The 22196-nt window shown below is 70.6% G+C and carries 20 protein-coding genes; 9 read left to right on the top strand and 11 right to left on the bottom strand.

Annotation, left to right across the window (positions count from 1 at the left end; all coding sequences use genetic code 11):
• Nucleotides 1–41: 41 nt before the first annotated feature.
• From OHS81_RS09495 to OHS81_RS09485, 3 genes are all read right to left on the bottom strand, one after another.
• A complete protein-coding gene (locus OHS81_RS09495) occupies nucleotides 42–971 on the bottom strand; it encodes a hypothetical protein (RefSeq protein WP_328384227.1) in 930 nt (309 codons plus the stop codon).
• Between the two features lie 178 nt (nucleotides 972–1149).
• A complete protein-coding gene (locus OHS81_RS09490) occupies nucleotides 1150–2313 on the bottom strand; it encodes an LOG family protein (RefSeq protein ID WP_443058671.1) in 1164 nt (387 codons plus the stop codon).
• A 1-nt stretch (nucleotide 2314) separates the two neighbouring features.
• Entirely contained in the window at nucleotides 2315–2530 is a 216-nt protein-coding gene (locus OHS81_RS09485) for a hypothetical protein (RefSeq protein WP_328384223.1), read from the bottom strand.
• Between the two features lie 9 nt (nucleotides 2531–2539).
• Here OHS81_RS09485 and OHS81_RS09480 point away from each other — a divergent pair, with 9 nt between their 5' ends.
• On the top strand, nucleotides 2540–2698 hold the full coding sequence (locus OHS81_RS09480; protein WP_328384221.1) for a hypothetical protein: 159 nt from the start codon (nucleotides 2540–2542) through the stop codon (nucleotides 2696–2698).
• Between the two features lie 153 nt (nucleotides 2699–2851).
• Here OHS81_RS09480 and OHS81_RS09475 read toward each other — a convergent pair whose 3' ends face one another.
• The 4 genes from OHS81_RS09475 to OHS81_RS09460 form a co-directional block, all read right to left on the bottom strand.
• Entirely contained in the window at nucleotides 2852–4018 is a 1167-nt protein-coding gene (locus OHS81_RS09475; RefSeq protein WP_328384219.1) for a hypothetical protein, read from the bottom strand.
• Entirely contained in the window at nucleotides 4000–4740 is a 741-nt protein-coding gene (locus OHS81_RS09470; RefSeq protein WP_328384217.1) for an ABC transporter ATP-binding protein, read from the bottom strand. Before OHS81_RS09470 ends, OHS81_RS09475 begins: the two co-directional genes overlap by 19 nt.
• A 214-nt stretch (nucleotides 4741–4954) precedes the next feature.
• Nucleotides 4955–6316 carry an aspartate aminotransferase family protein gene (locus OHS81_RS09465; protein ID WP_328384215.1) on the bottom strand — a complete coding sequence of 454 codons (1362 nt, stop codon included), beginning with the start codon at nucleotides 6314–6316 and terminating at the stop codon, nucleotides 4955–4957.
• A 2-nt stretch (nucleotides 6317–6318) separates the two neighbouring features.
• Nucleotides 6319–6813: an Lrp/AsnC family transcriptional regulator gene (locus tag OHS81_RS09460; protein WP_088800306.1), complete on the bottom strand. Its 495-nt coding sequence runs from the start codon at nucleotides 6811–6813 to the stop codon at nucleotides 6319–6321.
• Nucleotides 6814–6981: 168 nt separating this feature from the next.
• Between OHS81_RS09460 and OHS81_RS09455 the strand changes: the two genes are divergently transcribed.
• The gene (locus tag OHS81_RS09455) at nucleotides 6982–8436 is read left to right on the top strand and encodes a gamma-aminobutyraldehyde dehydrogenase (protein WP_328384213.1); all 1455 of its coding nucleotides are present in this window, start codon (nucleotides 6982–6984) and stop codon (nucleotides 8434–8436) included.
• A gap of 154 nt (nucleotides 8437–8590) precedes the next feature.
• Nucleotides 8591–9772 carry a polyamine ABC transporter substrate-binding protein gene (locus tag OHS81_RS09450; protein ID WP_328384211.1) on the top strand — a complete coding sequence of 394 codons (1182 nt, stop codon included), beginning with the start codon at nucleotides 8591–8593 and terminating at the stop codon, nucleotides 9770–9772.
• Between the two features lie 126 nt (nucleotides 9773–9898).
• On the opposite strand, the gene OHS81_RS09445 is transcribed toward OHS81_RS09450, so the two are convergent.
• Together OHS81_RS09445 and OHS81_RS09440 are read right to left on the bottom strand one after the other, a co-directional pair.
• Nucleotides 9899–10921 (bottom strand): adenosine deaminase, encoded by a 1023-nt coding sequence (locus tag OHS81_RS09445; protein WP_328384209.1) that lies wholly within the window; start codon nucleotides 10919–10921, stop codon nucleotides 9899–9901.
• A gap of 180 nt (nucleotides 10922–11101) precedes the next feature.
• Nucleotides 11102–11725: an NADAR family protein gene (locus OHS81_RS09440; protein ID WP_328384207.1), complete on the bottom strand. Its 624-nt coding sequence runs from the start codon at nucleotides 11723–11725 to the stop codon at nucleotides 11102–11104.
• A gap of 201 nt (nucleotides 11726–11926) precedes the next feature.
• Between OHS81_RS09440 and OHS81_RS09435 the strand changes: the two genes are divergently transcribed.
• The 6 genes from OHS81_RS09435 (at nucleotide 11927) to OHS81_RS09410 (ending at nucleotide 19227) form a co-directional block, all read left to right on the top strand.
• Nucleotides 11927–13444, top strand: coding sequence for a gamma-aminobutyraldehyde dehydrogenase (locus OHS81_RS09435; protein WP_328384205.1), 1518 nt, complete (start codon nucleotides 11927–11929; stop codon nucleotides 13442–13444).
• Between the two features lie 105 nt (nucleotides 13445–13549).
• The gene (locus OHS81_RS09430) at nucleotides 13550–14797 is read left to right on the top strand and encodes an ABC transporter substrate-binding protein (protein WP_328384203.1); all 1248 of its coding nucleotides are present in this window, start codon (nucleotides 13550–13552) and stop codon (nucleotides 14795–14797) included.
• A gap of 59 nt (nucleotides 14798–14856) precedes the next feature.
• Complete coding sequence (locus OHS81_RS09425; RefSeq protein WP_328384201.1) at nucleotides 14857–16020, top strand: ABC transporter ATP-binding protein; 1164 nt, start codon at nucleotides 14857–14859, stop codon at nucleotides 16018–16020.
• On the top strand, nucleotides 16017–16955 hold the full coding sequence (locus OHS81_RS09420) for an ABC transporter permease (protein WP_328384199.1): 939 nt from the start codon (nucleotides 16017–16019) through the stop codon (nucleotides 16953–16955). The genes OHS81_RS09425 and OHS81_RS09420 overlap by 4 nt, the downstream gene beginning before the upstream one ends.
• A complete protein-coding gene (locus tag OHS81_RS09415; protein ID WP_328384197.1) occupies nucleotides 16955–17803 on the top strand; it encodes an ABC transporter permease in 849 nt (282 codons plus the stop codon). The genes OHS81_RS09420 and OHS81_RS09415 overlap by 1 nt, the downstream gene beginning before the upstream one ends.
• 5 nt (nucleotides 17804–17808) lie before the next feature.
• Entirely contained in the window at nucleotides 17809–19227 is a 1419-nt protein-coding gene (locus OHS81_RS09410; protein WP_443058670.1) for an NAD(P)/FAD-dependent oxidoreductase, read from the top strand.
• Nucleotides 19228–19371: 144 nt separating this feature from the next.
• Here OHS81_RS09410 and OHS81_RS09405 read toward each other — a convergent pair whose 3' ends face one another.
• Nucleotides 19372–20160: a phosphatase PAP2 family protein gene (locus OHS81_RS09405; RefSeq protein WP_328384195.1), complete on the bottom strand. Its 789-nt coding sequence runs from the start codon at nucleotides 20158–20160 to the stop codon at nucleotides 19372–19374.
• A gap of 596 nt (nucleotides 20161–20756) precedes the next feature.
• Nucleotides 20757–22106 (bottom strand): 4-aminobutyrate--2-oxoglutarate transaminase, encoded by a 1350-nt coding sequence (gene gabT / locus OHS81_RS09400; protein ID WP_328384193.1) that lies wholly within the window; start codon nucleotides 22104–22106, stop codon nucleotides 20757–20759.
• Nucleotides 22107–22196 lie beyond the last annotated feature (90 nt).

Raw genomic sequence — 22196 nt, 5'->3', positions numbered from 1 at the left:
GCCCCTGGGCTCCCGGACCACGGGGCGTGGGGCGCGGGGGCTCAGCGTGCCGCCGCTTCCGTCTTCGCCTCATCCGCGGTCCGCGCGCCGGGCCCGTCCCCCGGCTCCGGCTCGCCGAACCAGGCGACGGCGACGGCGCCCGCCACGGCCACCACGAACCCGAGGGCGGCGACCCAGGCGAAGCCGGGACGCGAGGAGTCGCCCAGCCACAGCACCCCGAGAATTCCCGGGATCACCGTTTCGCCCACCACCAGCGCAGCCGTGGCGCCGTTCACCGAGCCGATCTGCAGGGCGACGGTGTGCAGATACATGCCCCCGATTCCGGCCACCAGAATCGCGTACAGGGCGGGGTCGCCGAGCAGCGACGGCAGATGGAAGGGGTCCACGCCGTTCAGCACGCGCACGCCGACCCCGAGCGCCCCGAAGCCCAGGCCGGAGAGCAGGCCCGCGAGGATCGCGGCCCGCCCACCGAGCAGCCGCACGATCAGGGTGCCGCCGAGGATGAGCACGACGGAAGCAGCGAGCAGCCACCAGTGGGCGGCGATCGGTGTGTGGCCGCTGCCTTCCGGCCCGGCGGCCGTGGCCAGCAGCACCAACGCCCCGCACACCACGCCGATGGAGCTCCATTCGGCCCGGGAGAGCCGGATGCCGAGGAGCTTGATGCTCAGCACCGCCGTGATCACGAGGTTGGCGCTGATCACGGTCTGGGAGAGGAACAGCGGCAGCAGCCTGGCGGCCAGCGCACCGAGCCCGAACCCCAGGAAGTCCAGCACCGTGCCGACCATGAACTCCCAGGTCACGGCCGCCTTCGCGGTCGACGACAGGCTGGGGCCGCCGTGCTGGGTGACACCGGTGGTGGAGGCCTCGGCCGCCTCCCGGCGGGCGGATTTGCGGGAGCCCACCGCCTGCAGGACCGATCCCGTGCCGTAGCAGGCCGACGCCGCCACGGCCGTCAGAAGACCGATGATCACCAAGAGCTCCGTTCGCCCGCTGTCTGAAACCGTCTGTTACCCGCCCGGCCTGGCAGACGCGCATTTGGGGACGGGCGTTGCCTCGCCGGTCGAACCCGCTGTCCGGCCGGCCGGGGGAGGCCGCCCCGGGGCCCGGGCCCCGGGAGGGCACGGGACGTGGCGAGGACCCGCCGGTGGGTCAGGAAACGCTCCCGGACCGGAGGCGGGACAGCGCCTCGGGAACTTCGTCCACCGAGTCGACCAGGGCGATCCTGGCCGCCATGGGGCGGTCGGCCGCGAGGGCCCGGAGCAGTGGCCAGGTGGGAAGCGTCTCGGTCCAGTGCTCGCGGTTCACCAGCACCATCGGGGTCGGCTCGCCCCGCGACCCGTAGTAGTTGGGCGTCGCGTTGTCGAAGATCTCCTGTACGGTCCCGGCCGCGCCCGGAAGGAAGACGACGCCCGCATTGGAGCGCGCCAGCAGGCCGTCCTCGCGCACCGCGTTGACGAAGTACTTCGCTATGTGGGACGCGAAGACGTTCGGCGGCTCATGGCCGTAGAACCACGTGGGGATGCCGACCGAGGCCCCGCCGCCCGGCCGGTCGTGCCGGATGCCGAAGGCGGCCCGCGCCCACTCGGTGATCGACTCGGTGAAGTGCGGTGCCTTGGCGAGACATTCCAGCGCCGCGTCGAGCATGCCGTCCTCGAAGGGCGCGGTGTACGCCCCGAGGTTCGCCGCCTCCATCGCACCGGGGCCGCCACCCGTCGCGACGGTCAGGCCGTCCCGGGAGAGCCGGCGGCCGAGCCGGGCCGCGCCCGCGTAGTCCGCATCATCGCGCCGCAGGGCGTGGCCGCCCATGATGCCCACCACCTGTGCGCCGGCGAGGTGTTCGTCCAGGGCGTCCGAGACGGCGTCGTCGTGGATGCTGCGCAGCATGGAGGCGAAGATGTCGCCGTCCGACTTGGTCTCCTGGTACCAGCGGTACGCGCGGGCGTCCGGGGTGGCGTCGTAGCCGGCCTCGGCCAGCTGCGCGAAGAGTTCGTCCGGGCCGTACAGGCTGCCACGGTAGGGGTCGAACGGCAGGTCCGGTACGGGCGGGAAGACCAGGGAGCCCCCGGCCCGTATCTTGGCGGCGGCGTCCGGCTCCATGACGCAGCCGAGGAACACCGACTCCGTGGTGTCCGTGCTGAGCAGCGCGAACGTACGGTCCGTCAGATCCACCGACTGGACGCGGTGTCCGGCGAGGCTGCCGGCGGTGACCACCCGGTCGAACTCGGCGAGGGATTCGATTTCGTGGTCGTGGTTGTCGTCGTGGGCCGGGAAACGGCGGGACGTTGAAGACTCTGCATTCGACACGCCCGTCATGTTAGGACCGCAGCGATGCCACCAGGGGACCGAGGTGCCCGTCCGCGGCCGCCGCGTCGAGTGCGGCGCGCAGTGCGCCGTCGTAGGTCGGGCGCGCCTGTGAGTGGAGGTCCCGGCCCTGATCCGTGATCACGCTGTACACCCCGCGTCGGTCGCCGGGGCACAGGCCGCGGCGGGTCAGGCCGGACGACTCCAGGCGGGAGGGCAGGCGGCTCACGGAGCTCTGGTGGAGGCCGATGAGGTCGGCGACTCCTGCATGCGCAGCTCGCCGTCGTCCGCGCCGGCGGAGGGCGCGGCCGGGACACCGGACCGGCCGGAGATCGAACGGATCGCCACGACACCGGACCGGCGGATAGAGGTCGAGGTCACGGCCCTTGCCCGCTGAGGGGGGCGAGCGTCACCTTCCGGGGCGGGCGGCAGCGGCACGGCGGGCCGGCCGTGCCGGGCCGGGCCGGGGTGAGAGGGGTGGTGCGGGCGGAGTCGGGGCGGGAGCCGTCGCGCACTCGGCGCGCCGGCCCTTCCCGGTCCGCCCGCACCCTCAGTGCACGAGCGGCAGCGTGGCCATCTCCGCGACCGTCCAGGTCAGCGGAGCCAGGACGATCACCAGCGCCAGGGTGCGCAGGGCCGCTGCCCGGTAGAGGACGGAGGCGGAGGCGCCCAGGCGGCGGAGGGCGGCCGTGGTGTGGGCGCGGGCCGAGCGGGATTCCACTGCGGCGGTGAGCGCGCTGGCGGTGACACAGGCGAGGACGACGGCCGCGCCGACGGCGGTGAGCGGCCCGAAAGGACGGGAGGACGAGGCTTCGTACACCTTCAGCGCGGCGTACGCGGCGGAGCCGACCGCGCACAGGACGCCGAGCGGACGCCCGAGGCGGTGCGACTCCTCCTGCAGTACCCGCCCGGACAGCAGGCGCAGTGCGCCGGGCCGGCCGGCGCAGAGGAGCCGGCCGCACAGATGCACCAGCCCGGGGCCGGCCAGCACCAGGCCGAAGGCCGACAGCGCCCAGCCGGCCAGGACTCCCGGCGGGCTGCCGATCAGCCGGCCGGGGAGGGGCAGCAGCCCGCTGTGAGCGCCGGGAGCGCGGCTGGTGTACGCCTCGATCGCCAGGCCGGCCGCGGCCAGGGCGATGCCCCACGGGAGACCGGAGGGCGGGGCGATCGTGGGGCGGCTTACGTCCTCGGGGGCGCCGGCCTCGTGGCGGGGGCGCAGGGCGACGGCCGTGGCCGCCGCGGCGGTCAGCGGAACGGTGGCCAGCAGCATGAGGGCGCCGACGAGCGGTACCGGATGGCCGGCGCCGAGCAGGTCGGCGCCGAAGAGAGGGACGGCGGACGGGCCACCGAGGTCGCCGCGGAGGCGGAGGAAGACGAGCAGTGCGGCGAGGACACCGAGCACACAGGTCAGAGCGGTGGAGACCGTGGCGAGCAGGGTGAGGCGGAGCGGGCCCAGGCCGGCGGCGGTCATACCGCGCTGGAGGCGGGCGGCGGGATCCGTACGGGCCGTGGACACCGCGAACTGGGCGGTGGCGGCGAGCGGGGCCGTGCACCACAGCAGGCGTACCAGCGATTCGTCGGCCGCGGACGGATGACCGGCGGCGTGGCCGACGGTGGAGAGCAGCAGGAAGCCGGTGCCGGCCGCCGCGACGGCGACGCAGAGGCGGCGCAGCAGGACGAGGGGGTGAGAGCCGCGGGCTAGACGGAGAGCGAGCACGCTGCCCTGCTTTCCTCATCGGAGGAACCGGCGGCCTCGGCCGCGGCGCTGGACTGGCGGCCGTCGAGGAGCGCCAGGGACCGGTCGGCGAGCGTGGCGACCTCGGGGTCATGGGTCGCCAGGACGACGGTGATCTGGTGCGAGCGGGCCGCGGTGGTCAGAGTGCGCAGCACCTGGGTGCCGTCGGAGCGGTGCAGGGGGGCGGTCGGCTCGTCGGCGAACAGCACCTGGGGGGTGGTGGCGAGCGCGCGGGCGAGGGCGATGCGCTGGCGCTGGGACTGGTCGAGCCGTGCGGGACGGCGGTTCGCGCACATGCCGACATCGAGGCGGTCCAGCCATTCGACGGCGGTGTGCTTGGCGGAGCGGGTGCCGGTGCCGCGGAGAAGGAGGGGGAGGGCGGCGTTCTCCCAGGCGGTGAGTTCGGGGACGAGATGCGGTTCGGTGTCGATCCAGCCGAACCGGTCCAGACGCAGCCGTTCGCGGCTGGGGGAGGAGAGGGTGTGCACGGGGGCGCTGTTGAACCAGACCTCGCCCTCGGAGGGGACGAGTTGACCGGAGAGACATTTCAGAAGGGTGGTCTTGCCGCTGCCGCGCGGGCCGGTGACGGCGAGGATCTCGCCTTCGCGGACGCCGACGGAGACTCCGGCGAGGGCCGAGGTGCCGCCGTGCGTGTGGTGCAGGCCGCGGGCCCAGAGAACGTCGTTGTCAGGCGGGGCCACCATCTGCGCACCTCTTGTTGTAGGCGTCGAATCGTTCCCCCGACCGGGTGAACGACCATGGAGGGTATCGGTCACTAGCACGGTAAGGACTGGTGACCCCCGGTATTCGTGGCTTGGCAGCACAACGGCCCAGATTCACTCGTATGGCTTGAAGTGAGTGAATCTGAGCCGCTGGATGTTCAGTTGTGGATCAGTGCACCAGGAGGTGACGCGAGGGTCAGAGCTTGGCCCAGGCCTCGGTGAGGACGGAGCGCAGGATCTGCTCGATCTCGTCGAAGACCGGCTGGTCCGCGATCAGCGGCGGGGCGAGCTGGATGACCGGGTCGCCGCGGTCGTCGGCGCGGCAGTAGAGGCCGTTGTCGTACAGCGCCTTGGAGAGGAAGCCGTACAGGACGCGCTCGGTCTCCTCCTCGTTGAAGGACTCCTTGGTGACCTTGTCCTTGACGAGCTCGATGCCGTAGAAGAAGCCGTTGCCACGGACGTCGCCGACGATCGGCAGGTCGTGCAGCTTCTGCAGGGTGCTCAGGAAGTTGCCCTCGTTGTCGAGGACGTGCTGGTTGAGGCCCTCGCGCTCGAAGATGTCGAGGTTGGCGACGCCAACGGCGGCGGAGACCGGGTGGCCGCCGAAGGTGTAGCCGTGCAGGAAGGTGTTGTCGCCCTTGTAGAACGGCTCTGCCAGGCGGTCGGAGATGATGCAGGCGCCGATCGGGGAGTAGCCCGAGGTCATGCCCTTGGCGCAGGTGATCATGTCCGGGACGTAGCCGAACTTGTCACAGGCGAACGTCGTGCCGAGGCGGCCGAAGGCGCAGATGACCTCGTCGGAGACGAGCAGCACGTCGTACTGGTCGCAGATCTCGCGGACCCGCTGGAAGTAGCCGGGGGGCGGCGGGAAGCAGCCGCCGGCGTTCTGCACCGGCTCCAGGAAGACCGCGGCGACGGTCTCGGGGCCCTCGAAGAGGATCTGCTGCTCGATCTGGTCGGCGGCCCAGCGGCCGAAGGCCTCGGGGTCGTCGCCGTGGATCGGGGCGCGGTAGATGTTGGTGTTCGGCACCTTGTGCGCGCCGGGGACCAGCGGCTCGAAGGGGGCCTTCAGGCCGGGCAGACCGGTGATGGACAGGGCGCCCTGCGGGGTGCCGTGGTAGGCCACCGCGCGGGATATGACCTTGTGCTTCATCGGCTTGCCGACGAGCTTGAAGTACTGCTTGGCCAGCTTCCAGGCGGTCTCGACCGCCTCACCGCCGCCCGTGGTGAAGAAGACCTTGTTGAGGTCGCCGGGGGCCTCGTGGGCCAGGCGCTCGGCGAGTTCCACGGCCTTGGGGTGGGCGTAGGACCACACGGGGAAGAAGGCCAGCTCCTGCGCCTGCTTGTAGGCGGTCTCGGCGAGCTCGACCCGGCCGTGACCGGCGTTGACCACGAACAGGCCGGCCAGGCCGTCGATGTAGCGCTTGCCCTTGTCGTCGTAGATGTTGGTGCCCTCACCGCGCACGATCGTGGGCACGGGGGCATTCTCGTACGACGACATGCGGGTGAAGTGCATCCACAGGTGGTCGTAGGCCGTCTTGGAGAGGTCGCCGCTCATCGTTATCTCGTTCCCCAGGTGTAGGTCTGCTTCCGGAGCTTGAGGTACACGAAGCTCTCGGTGGATCGGACGCCGGGAAGCGTGCGGATCCGCTTGTTGATCATTTCCAGAAGGTGGTCGTCGTCCTCGCAGACGATCTCGATGAGGAGATCGAAGGAGCCTGCCGTCATGACGACGTACTCGACCTCTTCCATGGTCGTCAGGGCGTCGGCCACGGGGTCGAGGTCACCTTCGACGTTGATGCCGACCATTGCCTGCCGACGGAAACCGACCGTGAGGGGGTCGGTGACCGCGACGATCTGCATCACGCCTTGGTCGAGCAGTTTCTGTACGCGCTGGCGTACCGCCGCTTCGGACAGGCCGACGGCCTTGCCGATCGCGGCGTACGGACGGCGCCCGTCCTCCTGGAGCTGCTCGATGATCGCCAGGGAGACGGAGTCGATCGACGGGGTTCCGGTTCTGTCATGACTGTTTCGAGAGGCCGCCACGCCGTTCACTGTGCACGAGCCTCGTCTGTCTTGCAACCCCCGGACGATGAAATTAGTCGTGTCGCGATCGAAATTTCACTGATTCCGTTGTTCCTGAGTGGCGGGTGTGTCGAAAACGTGGGTTGCATGGCTAGGGTGGAGCCACATCACCGGATATCTGACTGAAGGGGGCGCACAGTGACCACCGCACTGCGTCGTCTGCGCAACTACATCGACGGGGAGTTCCGGGACGCCGCCGACGGGCGGACCACGGAGGTGGTCAATCCCGCCACGGGTGAGGCGTACGCGACCGCCCCTCTCTCGGCCGCCGCCGACGTGGACGCGGCCATGGCCGCCGCCGAGGCCGCCTTCCCCGCCTGGCGTGACCTGATCCCGGCCGAGCGCCAGAAGGTCCTGCTCAAGATCGCCGACCGCTTCGAGGAGCGGGCGGAGGAGCTGATCGCCGCCGAGTCCGAGAACTGCGGCAAGCCGATCGCGCTCGTACGGTCCGAGGAAATCCCGCCGATGGTGGACCAGATCCGCTTCTTCGCGGGTGCCGCGCGGATGCTGGAGGGCCGCGCGTCCGGCGAGTACATGGAGGGCTTCACCTCCATCATCCGCCGCGAGCCGGTCGGCGTCTGCGCCCAGGTCGCGCCGTGGAACTACCCGATGATGATGGCCGTGTGGAAGTTCGCCCCGGCGCTGGCCGCGGGCAACACCGTCGTCATCAAGCCGTCGGACACCACCCCGGCCTCCACGGTGCTGATCGCCGACATCATCGGCAGTGTGCTGGACGAACTGGGCCACTCCCGCGGCGTGTTCAACGTCATCTGCGGTGACCGCGAGACCGGCCGCCTGATGGTCGAGCACAAGGTCCCCGCGATGGCCTCGATCACCGGCTCCGTGCGCGCCGGTATGCAGGTCGCGGAGTCCGCCTCCAAGGACCTCAAGCGGGTCCACCTGGAGCTGGGCGGCAAGGCGCCGGTCGTCGTCTTCGAGGACACCGACATCCCCAAGGCCGTCGAGGACATCGCGGTGGCCGGCTACTTCAACGCCGGCCAGGACTGTACGGCCGCCACCCGTGTCCTCGTCCACGAGTCCATCCACGACGAGTTCGTCGCCGCGCTGGCCAAGGCCGCCGCGGAGACCAAGACGGGCGCGGTCGACGACGAGGACGTGCTCTACGGCCCGCTGAACAACGCCAACCAGCTGGGGCAGGTCAAGGGCTTCATCGAGCGGCTGCCCGCGCACGCCAAGATCGAGGCGGGCGGCGAACAGGTCGGCGACAAGGGCTACTTCTTCGCCCCGACCGTCATCTCGGGCCTCAAGCAGGACGACGAGATCATCCAGCACGAGGTCTTCGGCCCGGTCATCACCGTCCAGTCCTTCTCCGACGAGAAGCAGGCGGTCCAGTGGGCCAACGGCGTCGAGTACGCGCTCGCGTCCTCGGTGTGGACCAAGGACCACGCCCGCGCCATGCGGATGTCCAAGACCCTCGACTTCGGCTGTGTGTGGATCAACACCCACATCCCGCTGGTCGCCGAGATGCCGCACGGCGGATTCAAGAAGTCCGGCTACGGCAAGGACCTTTCGGCCTACGGCTTCGACGACTACACCCGCATCAAGCACGTGATGACCTCGCTGGACGGCTGATCCGGCAGGCCTGGCGGGCCGGTCCGGCCGGCTGATCCGGGGATCTGCACCGCCGGGCGGCGCGGAACGCTCGACACACCGTCGCGGGCGGAGGCCCGGCAATGGACGCTCTGTCTCTTGCCGCCTCCGCCCGCGGCACGTGAGAGTGCACGCCATGGCTGATCTTTCGCGGCGTGCGCTGCTCCGGGGTGTGGGCGGAATGGGTGTGACGGGGGCGCTGGCCGCCATGACCGGCTGCGGGGTGCCGCCCGCGTACGTCAAGGAGGCGGAGCGCGGGGGAGCGGACCGGTCGGCACAGGACCACAAGCTCGTCTTCGCGAACTGGCCCCTCTATATCGACGTCGACGACCGGCACAAGCAGCGCCGGCCCACCCTTGACGCCTTCGAGCGGCGCACCGGGATCTCCGTGACGTACACCGAGGAGATCAACGACAACGACGAGTTCTTCGGCAAGATCAGCCCCGCGCTGATGAACCACCAGAGCACCGGCCGGGACCTGATCGTCATCAGCGACTGGATGTGCGCCCGGTTCGTACGGCTGGGGTGGGTCCAGAAGATGGACCGGGCGGCCCAGCCGCATGTCGCCGCGCACCTCGATCCGCTGCTGCGCACCCCGCACTTCGACCCGGGCCGTACGCACTCCGTGCCCTGGCAGTCCGGGATCACCGGCATCGCCTACAACCGCAAGAAGCTCGGCCGGGAGATCAAGCACACCTCCGACCTGTGGAAGGACGATCTGCGCGGCCGGGTCACCCTGCTCTCCGGGCTCGACGAGTCGTTCGCGCTGCTGATGCAGGGCGACGGGGTGGACATCACCCGCTGGAAGGCCGATGACTTCTACCGGATGACCGACCGCATACGGCGCCTGGTGAGCAAGGGCCACATCAGGCGGTTCACCGGCAACGACTACATCAAGGACCTGGACTCCGGGGACGTGCTCGCCGCGCAGGCCTACTCGGGCGATGTGATCCAGCTCCAGGCGGACAACCCGGACATCGAGTTCGTGGTGCCGCAGGAGGGCGCCGAGCTCTGGGCGGAGAGTCTGCTGATCCCCGACCTCGCGGAGCACAAGCGCAATGCCGAGCGGCTGATCGACTACTACTACCGGCCGGAGGTCGCCGCGGAGCTGGCCGCCTGGGTCAATTACGTCTGTCCCGTACCGGCCGCACGCGAGGTGCTGGCCTCGTCCAAGGACAAGGAGCGGGCCGCGCTCGCCGAGGACCCGCTGATCTTCCCCGATGACGCGATGCGCAAGCGGCTGGCCATCGCCCGTGACATCACGTCCAAGGAGCGGTCCGCGTTCGCCAAGGAGTGGAACGGGATCGTGGGGTTGTAGGGGTTGTAGGGGTTGTAGGGGTTGTAAGGGATGTAGGGGAGTAGGGGCACACGGCGCAGGGCCGGACCTGTGCCGTGTGCCCCGAGCGGTGTGCCCCCTGCGCCGTCCCGCCGGCCGTCGTCGTGGCTATCCGCGCCACGCCGCCGTGTAGCTGTCGATCTCGGCCGTCAGCCGCGTCTTGGCGACGGTGTCCATGAAGGAGGCGGTGACGGCGTTCCGGGCGAGGCCGGCCACGCCCTCGGCGTCCAGGTCCAGCAGCCGGGCGGCGACGCCGTATTCGGTGTTGAGATCCGTACCGAACATCGGCGGGTCGTCGCTGTTGATCGTGACCAGCAGGCCCGCGTCGGCCATCTCCTTGAGCGGGTGCTCCTCCAGGGTGCGCACCGCGCGGGTGGCGATGTTGGAGGTGGGGCAGACCTCCAGCGGGATGCGGTGCTCGGCGAGATGGGCGAGCAGCGCCGGGTCCTGGGGGGCGCTGGTGCCGTGGCCGATGCGCTCGGCGCGGAGGTCGGTGAGCGCGTCCCAGATCGTGCCGGGGCCCGTGGTCTCCCCGGCGTGCGGCACGGAGTGCAGACCGGTGGCGATGGCGCGGTCGAAGTACGGCTTGAACTGCGGGCGGGCGACACCGATCTCGGGGCCGCCGAGCCCGAACGAGACCAGCCCCTCGGGCTGCAGGTCGCAGGCGATACGGGCGGTCTCCTCGGCGGCCGCCAGGCCCGCCTCACCGGGGATGTCGAAGCACCAGCGCAGCACCACGCCCAGCTCCGACTCCGCCGCCTTGCGGGCGTCCTCGATGGCCTCGACGAAGGCGGCGTCCGGAATGCCGCGGCTGGTCGAGCTGAAGGGGGTGACGGTCAGTTCGGCGTAGCGGATGTGCTGGCGGGCCATGTCCCGGGCGACCTCGTAGGTCAGCAGCCGGACGTCCTCGGCGTCGCGGATCAGGTCCACGACGGAGAGATAGACCTCGATGAAGTGCGCGAAGTCGCGGAAGGTGAAGTAGTCGACCAGCGCTTCGGGGTCGGTGGGGACGGCGGAGTCGGGGTGCCGCGCCGCCAGCTCGGCGACGATGCGCGGTGAGGCCGACCCGACGTGGTGGACGTGCAGCTCCGCCTTGGGCAGGCCCGCGATGAAGGCATCGAGATCGGACAACGGTTCCTCCTGGTCAAGGGATGCGCGCGGTGCGCGGAGAGGCCCCGTCATGCTAAGCGGGGCGCGGGCGGCCGCGGGGCGCAGGTCTGCGGACGGGACTCGCGCCCGGCCCCCCGGTATCCCGGCCCCAAGCCCGGCCCCCCGGGAAGCCCGGCCTACGGCTTCGAGCCGGGCGCCCGGCTACGGCTGCGGGCCGTCCCCCTCCCGCAGTGTCTGCCGCGCCGCCATCAGCGCGAAGCCCAGCAGATTCAGACCCCGCCAGCGGGCCGGGTCCGCGGCCCGCTCGTCGTCGGCGGCGAGCCCGATGCCCCATATGCGGTCCATCGGGCTGGCCTCCACCAGCACCCGGGAGTTCGTGCCCAGCAGGAACTCCCGCAGCGCGGCGTCCTGGCCGAATTTATGGACACTGCCCTCGACGACCAGGCCGAAGCGGTGGTGCTGCCAGGTCTCCTCGTCGAAGCCGCGGACCCGCCGCCCGGCGTCCTTGGCCTGCTTGGGGTGCCCTGCCGCGAGCGCGCGCCGCTCCGCCTCCGCGTCGTCGAACAGCCGGGCCTTGCCGGCCATCATCCAGTGCTCGGCAGTGGCGTACCGGACCCCGTCGACGGTGAAAGGGGAGGGCCACCACTGGCTGAAGCAGCTCGCACCGAGGCTGCCGTCGCGCCGGGGGCTGTGGCCCCAGAAACGGACGTATCTGACGCTCTTCCCGGCGGCAGTGGCGCGGCGTAGCTCCTCGACCGAGCGCGGCCCGTCCGCAGCGCGTCCGGCACCTTCCCCCGTGGCGATCCCCGTGTCGTCGTGCATCATGCCGGGATTCTGTCAGCGGGCACTGACAACGTGTCGGGGCGCGTACCACGAGAATCGCAGAATTCGTCGCGTAACCAAAAGGCAACAACGGAATCCCTTGTTGAGACCCTTCTACTCTGTCAAGATCGGCCATCGATTCCGGAAATAGCTACGCCAGGCAGTGCCGCTGAGCGGCCTCGGTGCCCGGCGGAGGAGAACACCATGGATCACCGATTCGATGCCACCGAGCGGTTCGCCGCGGGCGCCCAATTCATCGCAGGAAGTCTCCGGAGCGGCAGTTCCGGCCGTACCCAGGCCGTCGTGGACCCGGCGACAGGCGAGACGGTGTACTCCTATGAACTCGCAGGTACGGCGGATGTCGACGCCGCCGTGCAGGCCGCGCAGCGGGCGTTTGGGGAGTGGGGCGGTGCCACCCCGGGCGAGCGCTCCGACGCGCTGCACCGCTTCGCGGCCGCGCTCGCCGAGGACGCCGCCGACCTCGCCTGTGCCGAATCCCTGAACTGCGGAAAGCCGGTCAAGCTCAGCAAGGAGTTCGACGTACCGGGTTCGGTCGACAACGCCGCGTTCTTCGCCGGCGCCGCCCGCCACCTGGAAGGCAAGGCGGCCGGCGAATACAGCGCCGATCACACCTCCGTCATCCGCCGCGAGCCCATCGGCGTCGTCGGCTCCATCGCCCCGTGGAACTACCCGCTGCAGATGGCCGCCTGGAAGGTGCTGCCGGCCATCGCCGCGGGCAACACCATCGTCCTCAAGCCCGCCGAGATCACCCCCTTCACCTCGCTGCTGTTCGCACAGGCCGCGCAGCGCGCGGGGCTGCCGGACGGCGTCATCAACATCGTCTCCGGGGCGGGCAGGGACGCCGGTGAGCACCTGGTGGGCCACCGCTCCGTGGCGATGACCTCCTTCACCGGCTCGACCGGCGTCGGCAAGCGCGTCGCCGAGATCGCCACCGGCACCGTCAAGCGGCTGCATCTCGAACTCGGCGGCAAGGCCCCCTTCGTCGTCTTCGACGACGCGGACCTGGAGGCCGCCGTCCACGGAGCGGTCGCCGGCGCGCTGATCAACACCGGCCAGGACTGCACCGCAGCCACCCGCGCCTACGTCCAGCGCCCGCTCTACGACGCCTTCGTCAGCGGCGTCGCCGATCTGATGGCGACCGTACGGCTCGGCGACCCCTTCGACCCGTCCACCGACCTGGGCCCGCTGATCTCGCACGCGCAGCGCGACCGGGTGGCCGGCTTCGTCGAGCGGGCGCGCGGGTACGCCACCGTCGTCACCGGCGGCGAGGCGCCCCGGGGGGAGCTGGCCAAGGGCGCGTACTACCGGCCCACGCTGATCGCCGGGGCCGCCCAGGACAGCGAGATCGTGCAGTCCGAGATCTTCGGTCCGGTGCTGGTCGTGCTGCCCTTCGACAGTGACGACGAGGGCATCGCACTGGCCAACGACACCCCCTACGGGCTGGCCGCCTCCGCCTGGAGCCGGGACGTCTACCGCACCGGCCGCGCCAGCCGCGAGATCAACGCGGGCTGTGTCTGGGTCAACGACCACATCCCGATCATCAGCGAGATGCCGCACGGCGGGGCCAAGGCCTCCGGCTTCGGCAAGGACATGTCGGCCTACTCCTTCGAGGAGTACACGCAGGTCAAGCACGTCATGTACGACAACACCGCGGTGGCGCGCAAGGACTGGCACCGCACGGTCTTCGGGGACCGCCCGTAACGGACGCCCCGCCGGGGCCCCTGGGGCCCTTCCCCTGCGGCCGGCGCCGCGGGCCTCGTCACCACCGGCCGAGTGCCGGGCTCATCCCCTGAAAGGGCACTGCGCATGGAGCACCACGAGCAGCCCGAACCCCTGTCCGCGGCCGAACTCACCGCCATGCGACGCAGTGCGACCGACGGCCGGCTCGCCATGACCCGCCGCTCCCTGCTGCGCGCGGGCGCCGCCATGGCGGCCGTGACCGGCGGCCTCGGCGCCCTGGCGTCCTGCGGAATCCCGCCCGCCGGCCGTACGGACGCCGGCCGCTCCGAGGACCACTCCAGGGCGGAGAAGCGCCTCAACTTCTCCAACTGGACCGAGTACATGGACGTCAGCAAGGACGGCAAGCACCGGCCGACGCTGGAGCGCTTCACCCGGCGCACCGGGATCGCCGTCAAGTACACCGAGGACATCAACGACAACGACGAGTTCTTCGGCAAGATCCAGGCCCAGCTGGCGGCCGGCCAGGACACCGGCCGCGATCTGATCGTGCTCACCGACTGGATGTGCGCACGCATGATCTCCCTCGGGTGGATCCAGCAGCTCGACCCGGCCAACCTGCCGCACGCCTACGCCAACCTCTCGGCGCAGTACCGCGACCCGGCCTGGGACCCGGGCCGCGCGCACTCCTACGTCTGGCAGGGCATCCCGGCGATCATCGCGTACAACAAGAAGGCCACCGGCGGGAAGAAGGTCGACTCCATCAGCCAGCTGCTGGAGGACCCGCAGCTCAAGGGCCGGGTCGGCTTTCTCTCCGAGATGCGCGACAGCGTCGGCCTGACCCTGCTGGACATGGGCAAGCGGCCCGAGGACGTCACCGCGGACGACTACGACGCGGCCCTCGCCCGGCTCCAGAAGGGCGTCGACACCCAGCAGATCCGCCGCTTCACCGGCAACGATTACACCAACGACCTGGACAAGGGCGACCTGGCCGCCTGTGTGGCCTGGGCGGGCGACATCGTCCAGCTCCAGAACGACAACCCGGACATCGCCTACGCCGTCCCCAAGTCCGGCTACATGGTGTCCACCGACAACCTCATGGTGCCGAACAAGGCCCGCCACAAGCAGAATGCCGAACGGCTCATCGACTACTTCTACGAGCCGAAGGCCGCGGCCCGGCTCGCGGCGTACATCAACTACGCCTGCCCCGTCGACGGTGTGCGCGACGAACTCGCCAAGATCGACAAGAAGGCGGCGGACAACCCGCTGATCCTTCCGGACAAGGAGATGGCGGCCCGGTCCCACTCCTTCCGTGCCCTGAGTGCCAAGGAGAACAAGGTGTTCGCCCAGAAGTTCTCCGACCTCACCGGCGCCTGATCCCCCGCCTGCCGGGCCCGCCCGAGCCGTTTCGCCCTCCGACCCACGGGACGACCGACATGACCCAGACCGCGACCCCCCAGAGCAGTGGCGGCGACGTCCGCCTCCACGGGATAAGCAAAACCTACGGCTCCTTCACCGCCGTCCACCCCCTCGACCTGACCGTCCCCGCGGGCTCCTTCTTCGCGCTGCTGGGTGCCTCGGGCTGCGGCAAGACCACCACCCTGCGCATGATCGCCGGACTGGAGGAGCCGACCACCGGGATGGTCGAGCTCTCCGGCGAGGACGTCACCGTCCTGCCGCCCTACAAGCGCCAGGTCAACACCGTCTTCCAGAACTACGCCCTCTTCCCGCACCTGGACATCTACGAGAACGTCGCCTTCGGCCTGCGCCGCCGCGGCATCAAGTCCGTCAAGAAGCAGGTCGAGGAGATGCTCGACCTCGTCCAGCTCGGCCCGATGGCGCGCCGCAAACCGCAGCAGCTCTCCGGCGGCCAGCAGCAGCGGGTCGCGGTCGCCCGCGCGCTGATCAACCACCCGCAGGTGCTGCTGCTCGACGAGCCGCTGGGCGCCCTCGACCTCAAGCTGCGCCGCCAGATGCAGCTGGAGCTCAAGCGCATCCAGACCGAGGTCGGCATCACCTTCGTACACGTCACCCACGACCAGGAGGAGGCCATGACGATGGCCGACACCGTGGCCGTGATGAACGGCGGCCGGGTCGAACAGCTCGGCGCCCCCGCCGACCTCTACGAGAACCCCGCCACCACCTTCGTCGCCAACTTCCTGGGCACCTCCAACCTCATCGAGGCCGAGGTCGTCGAGGCAGGCGGCGAGGAGCTGGTCCTCAAGGCCGGTGACGCCACGCTGCGACTGCCCGCCGGCCGGTGCAGCGCCACGGCCCGCACCGGCGGGAAGGTGCTCGCCGGATTCCGGCCCGAGAAGGTCACCCTGGCGCACGCCGACGACGCCAAGGCCATCGCCGACGGCCGCAACCGGCTGCCCGCGCGGATCAAGGACGCCAGCTTCATCGGGGTCTCCACGCAGTACGTGATCGAGGCTCCGGGCCTCGGCGAACTCGCCGTCTACGAGCAGAACATCGAGCGCGACGGGCGCCTGGTCCCCGGCGCCGAGGTCGTCCTGCACTGGAGCCCGGCACACACCTTCGGGCTGGACGCCACCCAGGACATCCAGGCCGGCGCGGACCTTGACGAGGAGGCCGCGTGACCACCACCGCGACGCCCGCGCCACCGGACGGGCAGGCCGGGGCCGCCCCCCTGGAGGTGCGCAAGACCCCCGCCCGCAAACGCCTCGTCCCCTACTGGCTGCTGCTGCCCGGCATCCTGTGGCTGATCGTGTTCTTCGCCGCCCCGCTCGTCTACCAGGCGTCGACCTCGATCCAGACCGGCTCCCTCGAAGAGGGCTTCAAGGTCACCTGGAACTTCGCCACCTACTGGGACGCGCTGGGCGAATACTGGCCGCAGTTCGTCCGCTCGGTGGGCTATGCCGCCGTGGCCACCGCGCTCTGCCTGCTGCTGGGCTACCCGCTGGCCTACCTCATCGCGTTCAAGGCCGGGCGCTGGCGCAACGTGGTGATGATCCTGGTCATCGCCCCGTTCTTCACCAGCTTCCTGATCCGTACGCTCGCCTGGAAGACCATCCTGGCCGACGGCGGACCGGTCGTCGGCCTCCTGGACGCGCTGCACGTCCTGGACGTCACCAGCTGGCTCGGCCTCACCGAAGGACAGCGGGTGCTGGCCACCCCGCTCGCGGTGGTCTGCGGACTGACCTACAACTTCCTGCCGTTCATGGTCCTGCCGCTCTACAGCTCACTGGAGCGCATCGACCCGCGCCTCCACGAGGCCGCCGGTGACCTCTACGCCCGCCCGTCGACCACCTTCCGCCGGGTGACCTTCCCGCTGTCCATGCCCGGTGTGGTCGCCGGCACCCTGCTCACCTTCATCCCGGCCGCCGGCGACTACATCAACGCCGAACTGCTGGGCTCCACCGATCAGAAGATGATCGGCAACGTCATCCAGTCGCAGTTCCTGCGGGTCCTGGACTACCCGACCGCCGCCGCCCTCTCCTTCCTCCTCATGGCGGCCATCCTCGCCATGGTCACGCTCTACATCCGCAAGTCCGGGACGGAGGATCTGGTCTGATGGCCGTCCACGAGACCACCCGAGCCGCCGCGGCCCGCACCCCGAACCGGGGCCTGCGCTGGCTGCGCCGCAACATCATCGTGATCGCGGGCCTGTGCACGCTGGGCTATCTGATCCTGCCCAACCTCGTGGTGATGGTCTTCTCCTTCAACAAGCCCAACGGCCGCTTCAACTACCAGTGGCAGCGCTTCTCCACGGACGCCTGGAGCGATCCGTGCGGCGTCGCCGACCTGTGCGGTTCGCTCGGTCTGAGCCTGCAGATCGCGCTCTGGGCCACCGTCGGCGCGACCGTCCTCGGCACCATGATCGCGTTTGCGCTGGCCCGCTACCGCTTCCGCGCCCGCTCCGGCGTCAACACCCTGATCTTCCTGCCGATGGCGATGCCCGAGGTCGTCATGGCCGCCTCGCTGGCGACCCTCTTCCTCAACATGGGCATCCAGTTCGGCTTCTGGACGATCCTCATCGCGCACATCATGTTCTGCCTGAGCTTCGTGGTCACCGCCGTCAAGGCCCGGGTGATGAGCATGGACCCGCGACTGGAGCAGGCCGCCCAGGACCTCTACGCCTCACCCGTCCAGACCTTCCTGCGGGTGACGCTGCCGATCGCCGCACCCGGCATCGCGGCCGGCGCCCTGCTGTCCTTCGCCCTGTCCTTCGACGACTTCATCATCACCAACTTCAACGCCGGCTCCACCGTGACCTTCCCGATGTTCGTCTGGGGATCGGCACAGCGGGGCACTCCCGTTCAGATCAATGTCATCGGCACCGCGATGTTCCTGGTCGCCGTGTTGTGCGTAGTCATGGGCCAGCTGGCCGGGGCCCGCCGCAAGAGGAGCAAAAGGAGCTGAGAACCATGGCACGAGCTGCCATGACCCCGTCCGCCGCGCATGCGCTCGCGGACGCCGAACCCACCCCCTTCTGGCTGGCCGACAAGGACCGCCCGGCCGCCCGGCCGGCCCTCGTCGGCGACGAGACCTGCGATCTGCTCGTCGTCGGCGGCGGCTACTCGGGGCTGTGGACCGCACTGATCGCCAAGGAGCGCGACCCCGAGCGCGATGTCGTCCTCATCGAAGGCGCCGAGATCGGCTGGGCGGCCTCCGGGCGCAACGGCGGCTTCTGCGCCGCCTCCCTCACCCACGGCCTCGGCAACGGCCTGGCCCGCTGGCCGAACGAACTGGCCACCCTCGAAGAGCTCGGCATCCGCAACCTCGACGCCATCGGGGAGGCCGTCGCCCGCTACGGCATCGACTGCGCCTTCGAGCGCACCGGCGAGATCGACATCGCCACCGAGCCCCACCAGATCGCCGAACTCGAGGAGTTCGCCGAGGACGCCGCGGGCCTCGGGCTCGACCGGCACACCTTCCTCGACCAGGACGCCCTGCGCGCCCAGGTCGACTCGCCGACCTTCCTCGCCGGCCTGTGGGACCGCGACGGCGTCGCCATGCTCAACCCGGCCCGCCTCGCCTGGGGCCTGAAGCAGGCCTGCCTGGGGCTGGGCGTCCGCATCTACGAGCGCACCCGGGCCACCGACCTCGCCTCCGAAGGCATGGGCATGGCCGTCCGTACGCCCTACGGCCGGGTCTTCGCCCGCCATGTGGCGCTGGGCACCAACGCCTTCCCGTCGCTGGTCAAGCGGATCCGCCCGTACATCGTCCCGGTCTACGACCACGCCCTGATGACCGAGCCGCTGACCGACGAACAGCTCGCCGCCATCGGCTGGAAGAACCGCCAGGGCCTCTCGGACTCCAACAACCACTTCCACTACTTCCGCATCACCGAGGACAACCGCATCCTGTGGGGCGGTTACGACATCGTCTACCGCTACGGCGGCGGCATCCGTGCCGAATTCGACCACCACCCGGCCACGTACGAGAAGCTCGCCCGGCACTTCTTCCGCTGCTTCCCGCAGCTGGAGGGGCTGCGCTTCACCCACAGCTGGGGCGGCGCCATCGACACCTGCTCCCGCTTCTCGGCCTTCTTCGGCACCGCACACGCCGGCCGGGTCGCCTATGCCGCCGGCTACACCGGCCTCGGCGTGGGCGCCACCCGCTTCGGTGCCGAGGTGATGCTCGATCTGCTCTCCGGTGAGCGCACCGAGCGTACGGAGCTGGAGATGGTCCGCAGCAAGCCACTGCCGTTCCCGCCCGAGCCGCTGCGCTGGGCCGGCATCGGGATCACCCAGTGGTCGATGACCCGGGCCGACACCCATGGCGGACGCCGCAACCTGTGGCTGAAGGCCATGGACAAGGTGGGGCTGGGCTTCGACAGCTGACGTGCAACGGGGGCGGGCGACGACGGAGCCCGGCAGCTGACGCCCCACGAGGGGCGGGCGACGATACGTTGCCCGCCCCTCGCGCGTCCCGTGTATGCCCTTTCTACGGCCCTTGTGCGGCCGGACGGCACGCCACGGCCGGGGTCAGGGGCCGTCCGGCCCCGCCCCGTCGGACGCCTCCCGGCGCACCGCCCGGCCCCCGCCACCGTCCCACCGGTCACACACCGCACACCACCCGGCGAGCAGCACGCCGGCCAGACACCAACTGCCGAGGACATCCAGCGGCCAGTGATAGCCCCGGCGCACCAGGCCGATGCCGACGCCCGCATTGAGCAGGGTGACGACCACGGTGACGACGGTGGCCGTGACCGAGGCTGAGGGCGTGGCCGTGGCCGCCGGAGGGTGTGGACGGGCGGCGGCCGCGCCGTCTCCGGCCCGCATCCCCCGCAGGCCGCGGATGAGCAACAGCCCGGCCACTCCGTACACCACGGCCGCCGTGGCGCCATGGCCCGACGGATAGAAGGCGGGCGCGGCACCGGCCATCTGCGGCGGGCCCGGCCGGGCGAGCCACAGCTTGAGCGGGACGACCAGCGCGGGCACCGCGGCCGGCGCGAGGCCGGCGGCGAGCGGCGGCAGCCACCAGCGCACCGGAGCGGGGCCGTGGACCGTGCCCGCGCTGCCCCCGCCGCCCTCCTTGCCCCTGGCGCCCTCGATGCCCCTGACACCCTGTCTGCCCAGCCACCCCCTCCACCCCGCCCACACCATGACCACCGACAGCACCGGCAGTGCCACGGCCGTATTGCCGAGATCGGCGAAGAACTCGGCGAGCCCGGCGGGGATGCTCCCGCCGGCAACGACGCGGCCGAGCCGTTCATCGAGGGTGCGCAGCGGGCCGTGACCGGCCACCTGCCAGGTGAGCACGGCGAAGAGCAAGGCGCTGAGCAGACCGGCCGTCAGGGGCGGGAAACGCGGGAAGCCGCGGCCCGACGGGTCCGCGGAGGGAAAAAGGGTCGGCCGCCTCGGAACAGGGGGGGTGGTTCCGAGGCGGCCGCGCTGACCGGTGTCCCGCGCGCCCCGGGGGGTATGGGGCGGGCGGACATCCGATCGGTGAGGATTCCCGGAACCCCCTTTGCCAGGGGCCCCGGTGTTGTGCGCGAGGGCACGGCCTGATCGGAACCGGGGAAGTGCCGACCGGGCGTCGCCCGCAGTCCCCTGCGAGCGGGGTGTTTCTCTCATCTGCAGGAACCGTACGGCACCGCGAGCGCCCCCGACAGTCGCATCACCCGGCCGCCATCGGCCCCGCACATCTTCTTCACGCCATGCCTCCAGTTACGCGCGTCCGCACGGAAATGAGCAGAGAAATGGGCACAGAACGGGGTGCATACGGGGACGCCTTCACGGGTGCGCGTACAGGGGTCACCTACACCGGCGCGAAGCGGGGCACGGCCCGGGACACGGGAGAAGCCGTGTCCCGGGCCGTGCCGGGGTTCTTGCCGCCCCGTGGTGTCCGTTGGGGGCGTGCGTGCCGCTCAGAGCGAGGCGAAGGCGCCTTCGAGGATGTCCAGACCCTCGCTCAGCAGGTCCTCGCCGATGACCAGCGGCGGCAGGAAGCGCAGCACATTGCCGTACGTACCGGTCGTCAGGACGAGCAGGCCCTCCTGGTGGCAGGCCTTGGCCAGCGCGGCGGTGGCCTCCGGGTTCGGGTCCTTGGAACCGGACTTGACCAGCTCGATCGCGATCATCGCGCCGCGGCCGCGGACCTCGCCGACGATGTCGTACTTCTCCGCGATGGCGTTCAGCCGGGCCTTCATGACCTCGCCGATCCGGCGGGCCTTGGCGTTGAGGTCCTGCTCGCGCATGGTCTCGATCGAGCCGAGCGCCGCGGCGCAGGCGACGGGGTTGCCGCCGTAGGTGCCGCCCAGGCCGCCCGCGTGCGCGGCGTCCATGATCTCGGCGCGGCCGGTGACCGCGGCCAGCGGCAGGCCGCCCGCGATGCCCTTGGCGGTCGTGATCAGGTCCGGGACGATGCCCTCGTCCTCACACGCGAACCACTGGCCCGTACGGCAGAAGCCGGACTGGATCTCGTCCGCGACGAAGACGATCCCGTTCTCCTTGGCGAAGTTCGCGATCGCCGGGAGGAAGCCCTTGGCCGGCTCGATGAAGCCGCCCTCGCCGAGCACCGGCTCGATGATGATCGCCGCGACGTTCTCCGCGCCGATCTGCTTGGTGATCTGCGAGATGGCCTGGTCGGCGGCCTCCTGCGCACAGTTCTCCGGGCCGGTCAGCCAGCGGTAGGGGTAGGCCACCGGGACGCGGTAGACCTCGGGCGCGAACGGTCCGAAGCCCTGCTTGTACGGCATGTTCTTGGAGGTGAGCGCCATCGTCAGGTTCGTGCGGCCGTGGTAGCCGTGGTCGAAGACGACGACCGCCTGGCGCTTGGTGTGTACGCGGGCGATCTTGACGGCGTTCTCGACGGCCTCCGCGCCGGAGTTGAACAGCGCCGACTTCTTCGCGTGGTCGCCCGGCGTCAGCTCGGCCAGCAGCTCACAGACCTCGATGTACGGCTCGTACGGCGCCACCATGGCGCAGGTGTGGGTGAAGGCCGCCAGCTGCGCGGTGGCCCGGCGTACGACCGCCTCCGCGCTGTTGCCCACCGAGGTCACCGCGATGCCGGAGCCGAAGTCGATCAGCGAGTTCCCGTCCACGTCCTCCAGGACGCCGCCGCCCGCGCGCTTGACGAAGACGGGCAGCACGGCGCCGACGCCGGCGGCCACCGTGGCCTGCTTACGGGCCCACAGCTCCTGCGACTTCGGGCCGGGGATCGCGGTGACGACGCGACGCTCCTGGGGGAGGGCCGGGCCTCCGGACAGTTCGGTCATGGCAGTCTCCTGGAGTGGAACGGGGGACGTACAGAGGTGTTGTTCTCGCAGGCTAGGGGCGGCCGGGCGGGTCTGGCATGTTCCGTTCGG

This window comes from Streptomyces sp. NBC_00400 (assembly GCF_036048035.1).
GTDB lineage: Bacteria > Actinomycetota > Actinomycetes > Streptomycetales > Streptomycetaceae > Streptomyces.
Note: the sequence above shows the minus strand (reverse complement) of the source record. Positions and strands in the feature narration are given on the sequence as shown.

What these genes read in the sequence shown, in the direction of transcription:
- OHS81_RS09490 (WP_443058671.1), bottom strand. Translation starts at nt 2,313, where the DNA reads ATGACGGGCGTGTCGAATGCAGAGTCTTCAACGTCCCGCCGTTTCCCG.
- gabT (WP_328384193.1), bottom strand. Translation starts at nt 22,106, where the DNA reads ATGACCGAACTGTCCGGAGGCCCGGCCCTCCCCCAGGAGCGTCGCGTC.
- OHS81_RS09440 (WP_328384207.1), bottom strand. Translation starts at nt 11,725, where the DNA reads ATGATGCACGACGACACGGGGATCGCCACGGGGGAAGGTGCCGGACGC.
- OHS81_RS09430 (WP_328384203.1), top strand. Translation starts at nt 13,550, where the DNA reads ATGGAGCACCACGAGCAGCCCGAACCCCTGTCCGCGGCCGAACTCACC.
- OHS81_RS09410 (WP_443058670.1), top strand. Translation starts at nt 17,809, where the DNA reads ATGGCACGAGCTGCCATGACCCCGTCCGCCGCGCATGCGCTCGCGGAC.
- OHS81_RS09470 (WP_328384217.1), bottom strand. Translation starts at nt 4,740, where the DNA reads ATGGTGGCCCCGCCTGACAACGACGTTCTCTGGGCCCGCGGCCTGCAC.
- OHS81_RS09415 (WP_328384197.1), top strand. Translation starts at nt 16,955, where the DNA reads ATGGCCGTCCACGAGACCACCCGAGCCGCCGCGGCCCGCACCCCGAAC.
- OHS81_RS09435 (WP_328384205.1), top strand. Translation starts at nt 11,927, where the DNA reads ATGGATCACCGATTCGATGCCACCGAGCGGTTCGCCGCGGGCGCCCAA.
- OHS81_RS09425 (WP_328384201.1), top strand. Translation starts at nt 14,857, where the DNA reads ATGACCCAGACCGCGACCCCCCAGAGCAGTGGCGGCGACGTCCGCCTC.
- OHS81_RS09450 (WP_328384211.1), top strand. Translation starts at nt 8,591, where the DNA reads ATGGCTGATCTTTCGCGGCGTGCGCTGCTCCGGGGTGTGGGCGGAATG.
- OHS81_RS09465 (WP_328384215.1), bottom strand. Translation starts at nt 6,316, where the DNA reads ATGAGCGGCGACCTCTCCAAGACGGCCTACGACCACCTGTGGATGCAC.